Below are 16,654 nucleotides of genomic sequence, written 5' to 3'. Positions count from 1 at the left end.
AATGCATGGACATAAGACTCCGTGTCACCAGGTATCGGTGCGGAAAGGGGAAACGGGAAGCTGTTCGCGATTGACCAGGTTGGCGTCGTCCGGATTTTCGCTCCAGCCGTAGCGCACCGCGACCGGTGCAGCCACCGCGTCGCTGCGCACGATCACGCGATCGCCCTCGATGCGTGCGGTGGCCGGATGGAAGTGTTTGTCGGCACCGGCGACGCGGAAGCCCTGCACTTCGCCACCATTACGCACCTGCAAGGCACTGCCTTGCAGATCGAAACTCAGCATTGCCTGACCATCGACAAAGCGCGCCTGCTTGAACACCGGCGCGCTGTACACCAGCGTTTGGCCGTACGCCACATGACGTGCAGCAAGCGCAAGGCGATGGCCGACATCGCGCTTGTTGGTGGGATGGATATCGGTGGGGTTGCCGATATCGATGATCACCGCCTGCCCGGTCGCCGGCAGCGCCAGCGTCTTGGACTGCGACTCGCGCAACAGTGCCCACGGACTCAGCTCACCCTTGTCGCCGCCGGCCTTGAAGTTGGCCAGCTGCACCCACAGGAACGGCAGCGTTTTCGCGCCACGTTCGGCGCGCCATTGCTGGATCATCGCGGCGAACTGTTCACGGTACTTCACCGCGCCGGTGTCGCTGGCATTGGTTTCGCCCTGGTACCAGATCACGCCCTTGACCGGGAACGGCTGCAGCGGATGGATCATCTGGTTGTACAGCAGCGTGGGCAGCTGATTCTTGTTGTCGACCAGCGACACGCGCACGGCGGCGGGGCGGAACTTCCAGCCGCCCAACGCGCGTTTGGCACCGGCGTTGGTCTGCACGAAGCGCTGCTCGTCCGGGCCATGCATGCCGCCACCGCCACTGAGATCTTCCACCCGCACCGCGATGTGGTTGACCCCTGCATGCAAGGCCGAGGCCGGCACGCTGTAGACGCGCGGCAGGTTCCACTGCTTTTCGGTCGTGCCGACCTGCTGGCCATTGACGTAGGTGATGTCCGAGTCGTCGATCTGTCCCACGCCCAACGTGATGCCGGCCTTGGCTTCGGCAGCGCTCAGGGTGACCGTGGTGCGATACCAGGCGATCCCGTCCATGCCGTCATAACCACTGGATTCCCACTGCTGGGTGGTCGGGATGCTGTCCCAGTCGCTGTCGTCGAATGTCGCTTCGCGCCACTGCGGCATCTCGCCATCCACCTTGGGCCAGCGCGCGATGCGCTTGCCGGTGGCCGCCTGCGCAGCGGCATCGCGCTGCTTGATCGCCTCGATCGCGCCCTGGTTCTGCCCGGCATCCAGGCCCAGCGAGGTCGCATCCATCCACGCCTCGATCGCGCTGCCGCCCCAGGTGCTGTTGACGATGCCGATCGGTACGCCGGTGCTGGCGCGCAGCTCCTTGGCGAAGAAATAACCGACTGCGGTGAACTCGCCGGCGTTGTCCGGTGTGGCGGGCTTCCAGTCGCCGCCGGTCAGGCGCGCTTCCGGCTGCAGCGACCACGACTTGGGCACCTTGAAGTGCCGCAACTGCGGGTCGTTGGCCGCCGCCACCGCCTGCGGGCCATCGCTGGCCTGCGCCAGCGGCCACTCCATGTTCGATTGACCGCTGGCCAGCCACACATCGCCGACCAGCACATCGCGCACCTGCAACTCGCCGCCGTCGCCCTGCACGCTCAGCACATAGGGGCCGCCGGCCTTGTGTGCGGGCAGGCTGACCTTCCACTGACCCTTGGCATCGGCCTTGGCGGTGGCCCGCTTGCCGTCGAAGCTGACCGTGATGGCGGCATGGGGCGTGGCCCAGCCCCACACCGGCATCGCCTGGTCGCGCTGCAGCACCGCGCCATCGGCGAACAACAACGGCAGGCTCGGTTGCGCCAATGCGGCAGGGCTGGCGAGCACCAGGCCCAACAGGCAGCCACGACGGATGAGGGAAACGGTCATGCAGTGATCTCCAGGGTCGGCGCGGCCACTCGGCGCGCAGCGATGCGACGGCGCATGCCGCCGTACACGGTAAGACAGCGCGATGACGCGCACAGGGACGCAGCGCTCATCGTGGATCGCCGTAGAAGATGCCACGCCCACCGGTGGCGAAGTACACGCGCCCGGGGAGGCGCGGATCACCGGTGACGCTGTAGGGCTTGCCGAACCGGTGCGCGTCGTCGTTGATGCGCAACCAGTGCGCGCCTTCATCGTCGGAGCGGAATACGCCGTCCACTCCATCCACGCGGCCGGCCAGATACAGCGCCGGCGGTGCGCCATCGCGCAGTGCCTTGCCGATGCCCAGCGAACGCGCCTCATCCGGCCTGGACAAGGTCTGCAAATGCCCGTCCTGCCAGCGCATCACGCCCAGCGCGGGGCTGGCCAGATATGCCACCCCCGCCCGCCACGGATCCGGGCGCAGCTGCGGGCGCGCCCGTTCGTCACGCGCCGGGTTGCCGGCCTGGGCACCGGTGTCGCGAAAGCTCGCTGCACCATCGCCGCTCTCGTACAAGCGCCCGCTGGCGGTATCCACTGCATACCAGCGCCGCGCATCGACGCGATCGGCCACCGCCACCGCGGTCTCGGGCAGCCCCTGCACCCGCTGCCAGTGCTTGCCGAAATCGGCGGTGCGCCAGCTGCCGCCTTTCTCGGGCGCCCACACCACATGGGATGCATCGGCGGCGATGGCGATGTTGCCGGCGCCCTGCCCGGCTGGCGGCTCGCTGGCGAACGCCGTCCACTGCGTACCGCCATCGCGCGAGTACAGCGCGCGGATCTCGTTGTTGCGGCGATCGCGCACAGTACCGCTGCGCACCACCCACTGCGCGGCCTGCCCGGCGGCATCGATGCTTTCGCCATTGGTCAGGCGCGGGCCGGCGTACTGCAGCTGCGCACGCTCCAGATCGTCATGCCGGAAGCCGTCGATATCGCCCAGCGCACTGAGCAGGTGCGCGCCCTGCATCGGGCTCAGCAGATCCAGCGGCACGGTCTCTTCCAGCCCACGATCCTGGAACCACCACTGCAACGGCCGCTGCTGCCTGGCGAAATCCTGCAGGTTGCGCGAAGCCCAGATGCCGTAGCCGGTGACGAACAGCGCGTGGTTGCTGTCGAACGGATCGATCGCCAGCGCACCCATCCAGTGTGGCGTGGCCTGCGCGGTCCACGGCGCTGCGCTGTGATCGAACTGCGCGCCCGCCAGCAACGGCGTCCAGCTGCGCCCGCCGTCGACGCTGCGGAATAGCTCATCGCGCGGGCTACGACGGCGGAAGGTGCTGGCCAGCAGCACCTGCGGCTGTTGCGGATCCACCGCCACCGCGCCCCAGCCGAAACCATCGCCGCCGGCCGGCTGCGCGATCGGGCTGATCTCGGTCCAGCGCCCCTGCGCCGGGGTGTATTTCCACAGCGCACCGCCGGCCATCAGGTCCGGCCCGGGCTGGTCGCCGTAGCTCAGGTACCACTGCCCATCGCTGCCGCCGGCCATATGACTGGGACGCAGGCCCTTGGGCTGCCCGGCCACCGCCGACCAGCTGCGACCGGCGTCGTCGGAAACATACAGACTGGTCTGCGCGGTGGACACGCCGACATAGATGCGCGGGGTCGGGCGGCCGGCACGGCCGCTGGCGGCATCGAAGACCACAAAGGCGATGCCCACCGCCTGCTCGCGTCCGACATGATTGCGCGCCGTCGCGCCCGCCATTGCCTCGGCGGGAAATGCATCCACCCGCGCCCAGTGCGCGCCGCGATCGTCGCTGCGCCACAGGCCTGCATCGCGTGAGCCCAGCAACAGCACACGGCCATCGTGCGGGTCCACCGCCAGCCGTTCGCCATTGGCACGGCCCAATTGATTGCCGCCGAGTTTGAACGGCAACTCGGCACGCTCGAAACTGCGGCCGCGATCGAACGAACGCAGCACCGCAGCATTGCCGGCGCGCTCGTGCATATAGGTGCCCGCAGCCAGATACAGCGCCTGCGGGTCGGCAGGATCGACCGCGAACGCATCGATCCCCATCAGGTTCCAGTCGTCGGCACCCAGCCAGTCGGTCAAAGCCACCCACTGCTGCGCGCGCGCATCCCAGCGGTACGCACCGCCGACATCGGTACGTGCATACGCAAGGTCGCGCTCGGCGGGATGAAACAGCACACCGGTGACGAATCCGCCACCGCCGATGGCGACGCTGCGCCATTGGTAAGGCCCCTGGGACGCCAGATCGGCGGCCTGCAGCGGCAAAATCGAAAGCGACAACAGCACCAGCAGTGCCAGCCATACACGGACCGGCCACATCGCTGCGGTAACGCGGCGCACAGTAGGCGGATCGATCACAGCGATCATTCCTCCGGCTCCTCTTGCGATCGACGGCCTGCCGTCGATAGGAAAAACACCGGCCCGACGGGCTGCCTGCACAGCTCGCCGGACCGGAGACGCACTTCCTACGGCGCGTTCTACAGGCTGGCCCGCAATGTCAGGCCATACCGACGATCGTTGATCACGAAGTCACGGTAGCGCGACTCGGTGCCCAGATAGCTTTCGCGACGGGTATCGAGCAGATTCACGCCATCGAGCGAAATCGACCACACATCATTGATGTTGAAACGCAGCGAGGCATCCAGCTGGCCGAAGCCCTTGTTGTAGACCGGCAGGTTGCCGGTGCCGTTGCCCGCGGTGGTCACCAGCCAGTCGCTGCGCCAGTTGTAGGCCACACGGCCCTGGAAGCGCGAGGTTTCGTAGCTGAGGATCGCGTTGTAGCTGTTCTTGGACAGACCTTCCAGCGGCACGGTCAGCGCCTGGCCGTTGGTGTCGGTGGCGGTGGGGCTCGGCGCCTCGCTGTCGACATAGGTGTAGTTGGTCTGCAGGCCGAAGCCGCTCAACCAGCCCGGCAGGAAGTCGAAGAACTGCGTATAACCCAGTTCCGCACCGCGGATCTTGCCGGCATCGCCGTTGACCGGACGGGTGATCTGCCAGACCTGGCCGTCGTAGACCTCGTTGAAGACGGCATTGGCGATGAAGCCTTCGACCTTCTTGTAGAACAAGGTGCCGTACATCATCGAGCCCTGGCCGAAGTACCACTCCAGCGCGGTGTCGAACTGGTCGGCCTTGACCGCTTCCAGACTCGGGTTACCCGCGGTGCCGGTGAAGGTCGAGGCACCATTGGAGGTGCCGGTGCTCAGGCTCAGGTTTGGGTTGAGCCGGTCGAAGGTGGGACGGGAGATGCCGCGCGAGGCCGCAAAACGCCACTGCAGCTGATCGCTCAGCATCCAGCGCAGGTTCAAGCTGGGCAGCACGTCGGTATAGGTCTGCTGCGCATCCACCGGGATCAGTCCGCCGCCTTCGCTGTCGGTCCCGGTGCGCACGCCCTGCGAGCCCACCTCGGTCCGCACCACGCGCACGCCGATGTTGCCGTCGAACGGAATCGAGTCGCTGTCCACGCCGAAGCGCAGCACGCCATAGGCCGCGTAGGTCTTCTCGTTCTGCGTATTGATGTTGTTGGGCGCAAATTCCAGCGGGCTGGCGCCGAAGGTAGCCAGGGTCTGCTCGTAGTTGGCCACTGCCGAGTCGGCAGCCGTCAGCGTGCGGCCGAAGGTGCTGCTCTCACCGCGGAAAAAGTCGGTGATCGGGTTGGTCACCAGACCGATGGTCGGGTACTGCGAGAACGGCGTACCCGAGCAATCGTTGATGCACATGAAGCGGTAGATATTGCCCTTGGTCTCGGCATCGCGGTCGGTGTAACGCACACCGGCCTTGAAGCTGCGCACGAAGTCGCTGTCGAAGGCCAGGTCCATGTCGGCGCGCCAGGCGAACTCGGTGCCCTTGTTGTCGTCCTTGTTGTCCAGGTGCCAGCGCCAGCCGTCGTAGTTGTTGGCATCGGCCAGATAGCCTTCCGCGCCGCTGGCGTCGGTCACCGACAGGCGCGGCAGATCGCCACGGAAGTCGACGTTGAACTGCGGGCTGGTGTCCTGCCCGGTGGCGACGATGTAGCGCGTGCCCTTGGTGGTGGCATCGACGTACTGGAAGTCGGTGCTCAGGGTCAGCTTCTCGTTGACCGTCCACTTGGCACCCAGCGAGTAATCGGTGGTCACCGAATGCCGCTCGGTTAGACTGGTGTTGGATTCGGTCGGCACATTCTGGAACGAGCCATTGACGAACTCGTTGCGGTCGTTGACCTGGATGCCCGGCAAGCCCTGCATCGGGTTGGCGCCGGTCAGGGCGAAGAACGAATAGTCGTGCCAGCTGAAGTCGTAATCCGAACGCAGCACCTGCGTGTAGACCTCGACTGAATCGTTCGGGCGCCACTGCATCGCGAACGCACCGGTCTTGCGCTCGCGCTCACCGATGGTGGTGTTGATGCCGGCGCCGTGCGGCACCGACACGCCCTGGCCTTCATAGCCCGGCAGATCGGTTTGCGTGTACCACGGCTCGATCGAGATGGTGTCCTGGCGGAACGGGCTCTTCTGCTGCGAGTAATTCACCAGCAGGCCGATCTCGCCGATGCCGGTCTGCCAGCGATCGCTGAACAGGCCCGAGAACGCCGGCTTGCCGTCGTCGGCCAGGTCGTAATAGTTGTACTGGACGCTGCCGGCGATCTTGCGGCCGTCGTAGTCGAACGGCAGGCGCGTGCGCAGGTCGACGGTGCCGCCCAGGCCACCTTCGATCATGTCGGCCGAGGGATTCTTGTACACGTTGACGCCGCCGAGCAGTTCGGCCGACACGTCCTCGAAGCTCAGGCCACGGCCATCGTTGGCGGTGAAGATGTCACGGCCATTGAGTTCGGTGCGCACCTGGGTCAGGCCGCGGATGGCGATCGAGCTGCCTTCGCCGTAGTTGCGCGAGATCTGGATACCGGAGATGCGCTGCAGCGCCTCGGCGACGTTGTTGTCGGGCAGCTTGCCGATGTCTTCGGCAACGATGGAATCGACGATCTGCTCGGCGTTCTGCTTGACCAGCTGCGCCTTGGTGACGCTGCTGCGCGTGCCGGTGACCTGCACGGTGTCGAGCTGCTGGGTGGTGGCGTCCTGAGCCGGGGTGGCTGTGGTGGTCGCGTCCTGCGCGTAGGCCTGCGTGCTCAACAGCGTGGCCACACTGAGGGCCATCACGGAGCGGCGGAAATCACGGATCGAACGCTGACCCACAGTCCGGCTTGCCGGAATGTGGCGATGTTGCACTGACATGGTGCTCCCTCCCAGGACGCATGTACTTCTAATTTTTAGCGGGCCGGTGCGCGAACGCCCTGCCCGTCGTTGGTGCTGGCCCGCATCCGCCCACGACCGGAAGGCCGGGCGGTGCGATGCGTGGTAATCCTGACAAGGCTTACCTAGCGGCTGCGGCCGGAGCATAGGGCGGCGCTGTCGTGCCACACCAATGAAATATTCCTGGAAAGCTATTCGTAAAAACTATAGCAACGCCGACAAACCCGCTGGGTCTGGCATTGCGGATCCGGACGGCCGGAGCGGCCAAAGCGGGCTCAAGTCTGCGAGCCCGCACACGGCAGTTCCGTGATGGCCTTCGCTTACCAGTTCATGCGCAGCACCAGCGAATAGCGCCGGTCGTTGACGAACGAAGAGCGCGTATACAGACGCGGATCCACCTCGCCGCCTTCGTACGAGGTCGGCCCCATCAGCACCTTGGTCACCGTGTTGGCCAGGTTGTTGGCCTGCACGCCCAGTTGCAGGTGCTCGTTGAAGCGGTAGAAGAACGAGCCGTCGAGCTGGCCATAGTCGTCGGCCCAGGTCGGCAGACGGGTGGACGCATCGCTGGTGGTCAGCAGGTAACGCGAGCGCCAGTTGTAGGCCAGACGCAACGACAACGGGCCCTTCTCGTAGATACCGGCCAGGTTGTAGCTGCGCCGCGACAGGCCTTCCAGCGGCAGCTCGACACCGGTGACGGTGGTATTGGTGTACGGGTCGGTGGCGGTGTTGGCGCCGCCCTGGCTGTCGACGAAGGTGAAGTTGGCATTGACGCCGAACCCGCTCAACCAGCCCGGCAACTGGTCGAAGAACTGGGTATAGCCCAGCTCCGCGCCGCGGATGGTGCCCTCGTCCATGTTGTACGGGCGTGTCACCAGCCAGGGGCGGTTGTCGTAGATCTCGCTGCGGGTCTGGGTGGAGAAGTAATCCTTGACCTTCTTGTAGAACAGCGTGGCGTACAGCATGTCGCTGGTGTCGAAATACCACTCCAGCGCGGTGTCGAACTGGTTGGCCACCATCGGCTTGAGGTTCGGGTTGCCGGCGGTGCCGACAAAATCGGTCGCCTGGCCGGCGTCGTTGGTTTCCACGTTGAGCAACACATACGGCTGCAACTGGGTGTAGTCCGGGCGCGCCATCGCCTTGGAGGCGGCAAAGCGCCACTGCAGGCTGTCGGTGAAGCGCAGCCGCAGGTTCAGGCTGGGCAGCACGTTGGTATAGCTGCCCTGGGAGTTGTTCTCGAAGTACTGCCCGGTATAGCGCGCCTGCAGTTCCGGTGAGACATTGAGCCCAGCCAGGTTCTGGAACTGGCCGAAGCCTTCGGCCTGGGTCTTGGTCTGCACTACGCGGATGCCGATGTTGCCGTCCACCGGCACGCCCCAGGCCTCGTCGTTGCCGAAGTACAGCGCCGCGTAGGCGGCCTGGGTGCGTTCGTGCTGGCGGTTGGTGTCCTGCGGCTGATAGGTGTCCGGCGCCCAGCCGTAGCCGCGCAGCGCCACGATCTGCTGGATCATCTGCGAGGCGGAGCGGTAGTTGTTGACCAGGCTGCTGTTGGGCACCACCAGCGTGGTCGGCACGTTCACCCCGCCGCGAAAGAAGTCGGAGAAGGTGAACAACGACGACTGGTCGGTCATGAACTCGGACATATTCGCCAGGCCGTTGCTGGTGCCCGGAATGGCGGCCCAGTTGTCGGAGATCACGCCCCAGTTGTAGCCGGAATTCTTGTTGATCTGGTTGCGGTCGGTGGCGCGCATGCCGAAGCGCGCAAAGCGCAACCAGCTGCTGTCATCGAAGGTGTATTCCAGATCCACGCGCGTGGACAGCTGCCGCCCGCGGTTCTTGCCCAGATGGTCCATCGCCGCCGCCCAGAAGTAGTTGGACGGGTCCTGGGTAAAGGCCGGATTGGCGATCTGCACGCTGGGATACTTGCCCGACACGTCGTACGACAGGCCCGGCAGATAGGTCGCACTGAACACGGTGAAATCCAGCTGCTCGTTCTCCGACTCCACCAGCTGCATATCGCCCTTGATCTGCAGGTTGTCGTTGAAGAAATGGCTGAAGCCCACCGACATGTCGGTGGTGGTGGTGCGCTGTTCGGAATAACGGTTGTCGGTATTGAAGCGCACGCCATCGCCGGTGAGCACCCCGCGCCACGAGCTGGAAACCGGCGAGCCGCGCAGGAAGGCGCCGCGATCGTCGTAGTCGAAGGTGGTGCCCGGTGCCGGCGTGATGCTGTTGTTGCTGTCGTTGAAGAACGCGGCGCGCTCCTGCCAGTTCATCTCGTAGCGCGAGCGCAAGAACTGCGCATAGATCTCGGTGGCATCGCTGGGCTTCCACTGGAACGCCGCCGCGATCCCGTCGCGCTTGCGCTCGAAATCCAGCTGACGCCAGTTCACCCCGCCCGGCACGAACACTTCGCTGCGCCCGCTGCCGGCCAGCACAGCCTCATCGGTCCGCCGCACGTACGGCTCCACCTGGATGCCGTCCGAGCGCGTGGCCAGCTCCGAATGCGCGACATCGATCATGAAGCCCATTTCGCCGATGCCGGTGTTCCAGCGGTCGCTGAACAGGAACGAGGCCGACGGCTTGTACTTCTTGCTCATGTCGCCGTAGTTGTAATCGACATTGCCGCCGACGATCCGGCCCGGATTGTCGAACGGCATGCGCGTACGCAGATTGACCGTGCCGCCCAGCCCGCCCTCGATGATTTCCGCCGAGGGGTTCTTGTAGACGTCCACACCGGCCATCAACTCGGCCGGCACGTCTTCGAAGCTCAGCCCGCGGCCGCTGGCGGCGCTGAAGATATCGCGCCCATTGAGTTCGCCGCGCACCTGGGTCAGGCCGCGGATCATCACGCCGCTGCCTTCGGCGGAGAAATGGTCCGGATCGCTGCGTGCGGCGAAGTGATCGATGGTCACGCCGCTGACGCGCTGCAGGGTTTCGGTGACGCTGCGGTCGGGCAAGGCGCCGATGTCTTCGGCACTGACCGAATCCACGATCTGGCTGGCATCGCGCTTGATCACCTGCGACTTGATCAGGCTGGCGCGCACGCCGCGCACTTCCACCGTGTCCAGATCCACCGCGCTGGTGCCGCCATTGGCGCTGGAGGCGGCGTGCGACGACTGCGCCTGTTGCGCATAGACGGGGGCGGCGAGCAGCAACCCGATGCTGACGGCCATGGCCGAATGACGCAAACGCGGGGTACGACGTGCGTGCACGCCCGTCCCTGCCGAGGCATGGCTAGAAAACTTGTACATCTGAATCCCTCCCAGGACGCAAGACGACTGAAGACTGGTTGTCGCGGCGCCGCGACGCGGCCCGCGTGATCACGGCGGAGCCGGCACGGACGCCTGCCCCTCCCTCTATCTGACGGTTTGCCCGCCGATCACCTGCCCGACTTCACGTGCGCTTCAGCGTGCGATCTGGCTCACAGATATAGGCGCGTGGTCTAGCGCCAGCCAATGAAAAATTCACAGCCTGGTATGCCATGCCGGAATACAAATGGAAGAGCCCGCTTAACCGGTGGATTCCGGCCCGCGCAGACCGGGGTACAAACGCCGCGCGGTGGTGCGCAGCGCCTGCAGAATGCGCTCGGCCCCGGGCGGCAGGATGTAATCGCGCCGCCGGATGATGCCGAACGACTCCATGCGGACGCCCAGCTCGATCGGCAGCACGGTCAGCAGCTTGGCCTGGATCAGCGGCGCCACCGACTCCACCGGCAAGGCGGTCAGCATGTCGGTGCCACGCAACAGCGTGGAGGTCACCGGCAGCGACGAGGTCTCGATCGCGTTGGTCGGCGTCTGCACGCCGTGCTCCATGAACATCGAATCCAGCCGCGCGCGCAGCACGCTGTCGGCCGGCGGCAGGATCCAGCCATGCCGCACCAGATCCGCATGCTGCAGGCCGGTCCGACTGGCCAGCGGGTGGCCGGCACGCGCGATCACCGAATGCGGCTCGTCGGCCAGCGGCTCGAACTCCAGCTCGCCCACGCCCTCCGGCCCCAGGATGCGGCCGATCACGATGTCCAGCTGGCCGTCCAGCAACTTGGCCACCAGCGGGCGGCTGTAGTCCATTTCCACCCGCACCAGGATGTCGGGGAACTCGCGCTTGACCTCGGCGATCGCCTGCGGCACCAGGTTGGTACCCGGATTGACCACGGTGCCAATCGAGGCCTGGCCCATGCGCCCGGCGCGCAGCGCGGCGATTTCCTCCTGCGCCCGGCCGATCTCCGACATCGCCGCACGCGCACGCCGGATCAGCACATGGCCGTACCAGGTGGGCTCCACCCCGCGGGCATGCCGCTCGAACAGTTTCACCCCCAGCATGTCTTCCATTTCCGCCAGCAGCTTGGAGGCGGCCGGTTGGGTCATGCTGGCGGCCTCGGCCGCGCGCAGCACCGAGCGTTGTTCGTGCAGATGCAGCAGCAGCAGGAGCTGGCGCGTCTTGAGGCGGGCAGCGTTGAACCAGGGAGTGCCGGAATTTGCCATGGGGTATCGCCACGCAGCTGTATTCGTAGGAGGAATAGAATATGCCGAAAATTTCATTTGCAGCACATATCTCCCCGCGCGAGGCTATCGAACGCCGCAGCAGGAGCCCCTACCTCCCGGGCGCGGCCAGAACAGACGTGACCCATCTTCCACAGGATGGCAACACGCACGCCATGATTGCGGAGGTGGACGACGATGACGGCAACTTGCCGGCCAATTGCAGGCCGTTGGAGTGCGCACGCAAGTGCCGCAGCCACCTCGTCGCGGCTGCCTGCCACCCTCCGCGCGCTGCTAGGCAGCGCTGCAACTTCCCCCGACGCTGGCGCCCATCCGGACGCCGACGGCCGCTTTCCGCTCTATCGCGAGTAACACCATGACCTCAGACACCACCGCCAGCCTGTTCGCCCTGCCGCTGATCGCCATCCTGCGTGGCATCACGCCGGAAGAAACGCTCGACCATGTCGGTGCACTGATCGACGCCGGCTTCGACGCGATCGAGATCCCGCTCAATTCGCCGCGCTGGGCCGAGAGCATCGCCCTGGCCCAGCAGACCTACGGCGAGCGCGCCTGGATCGGCGCCGGCACCGTGCTGCGCAACGACGATGTCGACACCCTGGCCGAGATCGGTGCGCGCTTCATCGTCACCCCGAATACGCGCCCGTCGCTGATCCGCCATGCGGTGTCGCGCGGGCTCACCGTGGTCGCCGGTTTCGCCACCGCCAGCGAGGCGTTCGACGCCATCGATGCCGGCGCCACGATCCTGAAGCTGTTCCCGGCAGCCACCTATGGCGCCGCACATGTGCGCGCGCTGCGCTCGGTGCTGCCCAAGCACATACCGGTCTACGTGGTCGGCGGCGTCAGCCCGCAGACCCTGGCCGGCTTCCTTGCCCAGGGCGCCGCCGGTGCCGGCATCGGTGGCGAACTGTACAAACCCGCGCAATCGCTCGAAACGACCCAGACGCATGCACGCGCCTTCGTGCAGGCCTACCAGGAACTGCAAGGATGAAGATCACCCGCCTCACCACCTACCATGCCGCACCGCGCTGGCTATTCCTCAAGGTCGAAACCGACGAGGGCATCACCGGCTGGGGAGAGCCGGTCATCGAAGGCCGCGCGCGCTCGGTGGAAGCCGCCGTGCACGAACTGGCCGGCTACGTCGTCGGCAAGGATCCGGCGCGCATCAACGACCTGTGGCAGACCATGTACCGCGCCGGTTTCTACCGTGGCGGTGCCATCCTGATGAGCGCCATCGCCGGTATCGACCAGGCCTTGTGGGACATCAAGGGCAAGGCCCTGGGCGTGCCGGTGTACGAGCTGCTGGGCGGGCTGGTGCGCGATCGCATGAAGACCTACCGCTGGGTCGGCGGCGACCGCCCGGGCGCGATCATCCAGCAGATCACCGACTACCGTGCGCTGGGCTTTGACACCTTCAAGTTCAACGGCACCGAGGAAATGAAGCTGATCGACAGCGCGCGCGCCGTCGATGCCGCCGTGGTCAAGGTCGCCGAAATCCGCGAAGCCTTCGGCAACAGCATCGACTTCGGCATCGACTTCCACGGCCGCGTCGGCGCGCCGATGGCCAAGGCGCTGCTGCGCGAGCTGGAGCCGTTCAAGCCGCTGTTCGTCGAGGAACCGGTGCTGGCCGAGCAGGCCGAGTACTACCCGCGCCTGGCCGCGAGTACCTCGATTCCGCTGGCGGCCGGCGAGCGCATGTTCTCGCGCTTCGAATTCAAGAACGTGCTGTGCGCCGGCGGTATCGGCATGGTGCAGCCGGACCTGTCGCATGCCGGCGGCATCACCGAGTGCGTCAAGATCGCCGCGATGGCCGAAGCCTACGATGTCGGCTTCGCTCCGCACTGCCCGCTCGGGCCGATCGCGCTGGCCGCCTGCCTGCACGTGGACTTCGTTTCGCACAACGCGGTGCTGCAGGAACAGAGCATCGGCATCCACTACAACGAAGGCGCCGACCTGCTCGATTACGTCATCAATAAAGACGATTTTCAGTGTGTCGATGGCAGTATCGCCGCGCTGCCCAAGCCCGGGCTCGGTGTGGAGATCGACGAAGACATGCTCAAGCGCGCAAACGAAAATCCGCCGGACTGGCGCAACCCGGTCTGGCGTCACAGCGATGGCAGCATCGCCGAATGGTGAGCACGCCCGAACACACCGCCGTGCTGGCGGTCGACAGCCGCTGCACGCATGGCGAAGGCGTGCTGTGGTGCGAGCAACGTGAAGCGCTGTACTGGGTGGACATCAGCGAGAAGCGGCTGTGGCGGCATCATCCGCACAGCGCACGCACGCAGTACTGGACGCTGCCGGACCGCCCCGGTTGCCTCGGCCTGATGGACGACGGCCGCGTGATGATCGCGCTGGCCAAGTCGGTCTGCATCGCCGACCCGGACAACGCCGACGCCGACACGCTGCCGCTCGAGCACCTGGCCGATATCGAAGCCGACAACCCGCACACGCGCAGCAACGACGGCCGCGCCGATCGCAACGGCAACCTCGTGTTCGGCACCATGGACGAGCACGACCACAAGGCCGCACGCGGCGCGATGTACCAGTTCTCGCTGCGCCACGGCCTGCGTGCATTGCCGCTGCCAGGCGTGTCGATCCCCAACTCGATCTGCTTCAGCCCCGACGGCCGCACGCTGTATTACTGCGACTCGCTGCGCCCGCAGATCCTGTGCTGCGATTACGACGCCGACACTGCGCAGACCGGCAACGTGCGCGTGTTCACCACGCTGGATCGCGACGATGCCGAGCCGGACGGCTCCATCATCGACAGCGAAGGTCATCTGTGGAATGCGCAATGGCGCGCCTGGCGCGTGGTGCGTTATCGCCCCGACGGCAGCATCGAGCGCATCGTGCAGTTGCCGGTCAAGCACCCCACCTGCAGCGCCCTCGGCGGCGCCGCGCTGGACCGCCTGCACGTGATCAGCTCGCGCCTGGACCACAGCGCCGAAGAACTGGCGCGCACGCCGGAAGCCGGCGGTCTGTACGTCTGCGACGTGCCGATCAAGGGCCTGCCCGAGAGCCGGGTGATCAGCGCATGATCGCCATCGACTGGGGCACCAGCAGCCTGCGTGGCTACCTGCTCGCTGCCGACGGCACGGTGCTGGAGCAACGCCGCGGCAGCGACGGCATCCTGGCCTGCCAGGGCCGCTTCGCCGACGTGCTGAGCACGCTGATCGACGGCTGGGATGGCCCGCTGCTGCTGTCGGGCATGATCGGCAGCCGCAATGGCTGGGTCGAGCAGGCCTATCTGCCCTGCCCGGCCGATACCGCCGCCCTGGCGCAGGCGATGCGCAGCTACGCCGACCTGCTGCCCGGACGCACGCTGTGGTTCGTACCCGGCGTAAGCACCGGCGAGCAGCACGGCGTGCCCGATGTCATGCGTGGCGAGGAAACCCAGCTGGTCGGCCTGATCGCCGCACTCGGCGACGGCGAGCACGTCGCCTGCCTGCCCGGCACCCACAGCAAATGGGCGCAGATCGCGCACGGCCAGCTGACCGGTTTCGCCACCGTCATGACCGGCGAGCTGTATGCGGTGCTGCGCCAGCACAGCATCCTGGGCAAGCTGATGCAGGACGACCCTGCGGACCTGGACACCGATGCCTTCGCGCAAGGCGTCGACCGCAGCGCCGCGCCCGGTGGCCTCAGCCATCACCTGTTCGGCGCCCGCACGCTGGGCCTGTTCGACCGCCTCGCCGCCACCGCGCTGCCGTCCTACCTCTCGGGCCTGCTGATCGGCCACGAACTGCGCGAGCAGCGCGGCAGTCACGCCACCGTGCACCTGGTCGGCAGCCCCGGCCTGGCGCAGCGCTACGCGCTGGCGCTGGCGCAGCTGGGCGTGCGGACGCAGTTGCATCGGGAAGATCTGGCTGCCACGGGATTGTTCGCACTGGCCAGGCAGCGCGGGCTGGCCTGACCGGAGACGGTCAGAACCGCGCCGAGCGGCCAGGGCTGGAGGCCGACAAATCCCGGCCAACCCCACACCGGCCACCGGACTGCTTTAGAATTGACAGGCTAAACGCCGGATTCCGCCATGCCTTTTGTTGTCACCGAAAACTGCATCAAGTGCAAATACACCGACTGTGTCGAGGTCTGTCCGGTGGATTGCTTCCATGTCGGCCCGAATTTCCTGGTCATCGACCCGGATGAGTGCATCGACTGCACGCTGTGCGAGCCGGAATGCCCGGCCAATGCGATCTACCCGGAAGACGACGTCCCGGCAGGCCAGGAAGGCTTCGTTGCGCTCAACGCCGAGCTGGCCAAGGCCTGGCCGGTGCTGACCGTACGCCAGGAGCCGCTGCCCGATGCCGCCGAGTGGGACGGCAAGCCGAACAAGCTGCCGCTGCTGCAACGCTGAAACAGCGCCTGGCAGCATCCAGCCGAGCGACAACGCAGCGGCAAAGCGATACCACGCATCAGAATGCAGAACGGGCGCCCGAAGCGCCCGTTCTGCTGTCTGCAGTTGCTGCAGCGGCCTCAGCCGCCCAGCTTGCCCTTCAACGCCGTGATGACCGCCACCGGCGCTGCCGCAGTGGCCGGCATGCCGCGCGGATCCACCGCCGACACATAGCTGCCGGCTTCGACCTTCACCACGCGCACCAGGAAGCTGGAGCCTTCGTAGCTGACGTCGTAGGAACCGAGCATCTGCGCCTTGCTGGCGATGGTCAGGCCGGGAATGTCGGCCAGCGCCGCGCCAACCTTGGCGAACACCTCGTCGCGCTCGCCCGGCACGGTGAAACCGCTGTTGGCGCTGGCGGACGGTGGCGCCGAAGTGTTCTGCTGCGCGCTCGATGCCAGCGTCGGCACCTTCATCGCACCGGAGGTGTCGGGCAGGTTCAGATCCGGCGGCACTTCCAGCGGACGGGCTTCCGGGGCCAGCGCGTAGTCACCGCGTGCGCCCTTGTGGAACCAGCTGCAACCGCTCGTGGCGGCGACGGTGGCGGTCGCCAGCAACGCGAGCGAGAGCACGCGGACGGGGGAAACGGAATGACGCATCG

11 protein-coding genes are annotated in these 16,654 nt (G+C 66.3%); 5 read left to right on the top strand and 6 right to left on the bottom strand.

Features of this window, described 5'->3' with window-relative positions; genetic code table 11:
- Positions 1 to 24: 24 nt before the first annotated feature.
- The 5 genes from AC06DU_RS09190 to AC06DU_RS09170 all read right to left on the bottom strand — a co-directional run bounded on the left by AC06DU_RS09190 (position 25) and on the right by AC06DU_RS09170 (position 11,642).
- A complete protein-coding gene (locus AC06DU_RS09190; RefSeq protein ID WP_478204184.1) occupies positions 25 to 1,941 on the bottom strand; it encodes a sialate O-acetylesterase in 1,917 nt (638 codons plus the stop codon).
- Between the two features lie 106 nt (positions 1,942 to 2,047).
- Entirely contained in the window at positions 2,048 to 4,309 is a 2,262-nt protein-coding gene (locus tag AC06DU_RS09185) for a cellulase (RefSeq protein WP_478204183.1), read from the bottom strand.
- A 110-nt stretch (positions 4,310 to 4,419) separates the two neighbouring features.
- Positions 4,420 to 7,143 (bottom strand): TonB-dependent receptor, encoded by a 2,724-nt coding sequence (locus AC06DU_RS09180; protein WP_478204181.1) that lies wholly within the window; start codon positions 7,141 to 7,143, stop codon positions 4,420 to 4,422.
- A 338-nt stretch (positions 7,144 to 7,481) separates the two neighbouring features.
- Entirely contained in the window at positions 7,482 to 10,412 is a 2,931-nt protein-coding gene (locus tag AC06DU_RS09175) for a TonB-dependent receptor (protein ID WP_478204179.1), read from the bottom strand.
- 258 nt (positions 10,413 to 10,670) lie between these two features.
- A complete protein-coding gene (locus AC06DU_RS09170) occupies positions 10,671 to 11,642 on the bottom strand; it encodes a LysR family transcriptional regulator (protein WP_024939782.1) in 972 nt (323 codons plus the stop codon).
- A 373-nt stretch (positions 11,643 to 12,015) separates the two neighbouring features.
- On the opposite strand from AC06DU_RS09170, the gene AC06DU_RS09165 reads away from it, so the two are divergent.
- The 5 genes from AC06DU_RS09165 (at position 12,016) to fdxA (ending at position 16,014) form a co-directional block, all read left to right on the top strand.
- On the top strand, positions 12,016 to 12,648 hold the full coding sequence (locus AC06DU_RS09165; RefSeq protein WP_039520823.1) for a 2-dehydro-3-deoxy-6-phosphogalactonate aldolase: 633 nt from the start codon (positions 12,016 to 12,018) through the stop codon (positions 12,646 to 12,648).
- On the top strand, positions 12,645 to 13,793 hold the full coding sequence (dgoD, locus tag AC06DU_RS09160; RefSeq protein WP_024939784.1) for a galactonate dehydratase: 1,149 nt from the start codon (positions 12,645 to 12,647) through the stop codon (positions 13,791 to 13,793). Before AC06DU_RS09165 ends, dgoD begins: the two co-directional genes overlap by 4 nt.
- Positions 13,787 to 14,698 carry an SMP-30/gluconolactonase/LRE family protein gene (locus AC06DU_RS09155; protein WP_478204177.1) on the top strand — a complete coding sequence of 304 codons (912 nt, stop codon included), beginning with the start codon at positions 13,787 to 13,789 and terminating at the stop codon, positions 14,696 to 14,698. Before dgoD ends, AC06DU_RS09155 begins: the two co-directional genes overlap by 7 nt.
- Complete coding sequence (locus AC06DU_RS09150; protein WP_065032310.1) at positions 14,695 to 15,573, top strand: 2-dehydro-3-deoxygalactonokinase; 879 nt, start codon at positions 14,695 to 14,697, stop codon at positions 15,571 to 15,573. The genes AC06DU_RS09155 and AC06DU_RS09150 overlap by 4 nt, the downstream gene beginning before the upstream one ends.
- 117 nt (positions 15,574 to 15,690) lie before the next feature.
- Positions 15,691 to 16,014 (top strand): ferredoxin FdxA, encoded by a 324-nt coding sequence (gene fdxA, locus AC06DU_RS09145; protein ID WP_006453280.1) that lies wholly within the window; start codon positions 15,691 to 15,693, stop codon positions 16,012 to 16,014.
- A 119-nt stretch (positions 16,015 to 16,133) separates the two neighbouring features.
- On the opposite strand, the gene AC06DU_RS09140 is transcribed toward fdxA, so the two are convergent.
- Positions 16,134 to 16,652 (bottom strand): hypothetical protein, encoded by a 519-nt coding sequence (locus AC06DU_RS09140; protein WP_024939787.1) that lies wholly within the window; start codon positions 16,650 to 16,652, stop codon positions 16,134 to 16,136.
- Between the last annotated feature and the right edge of the window lie 2 nt (positions 16,653 to 16,654).

This window comes from Xanthomonas sp. NCPPB 3200 (genome assembly GCF_056393585.1).
Note: the sequence above shows the minus strand (reverse complement) of the source record. Positions and strands in the feature narration are given on the sequence as shown.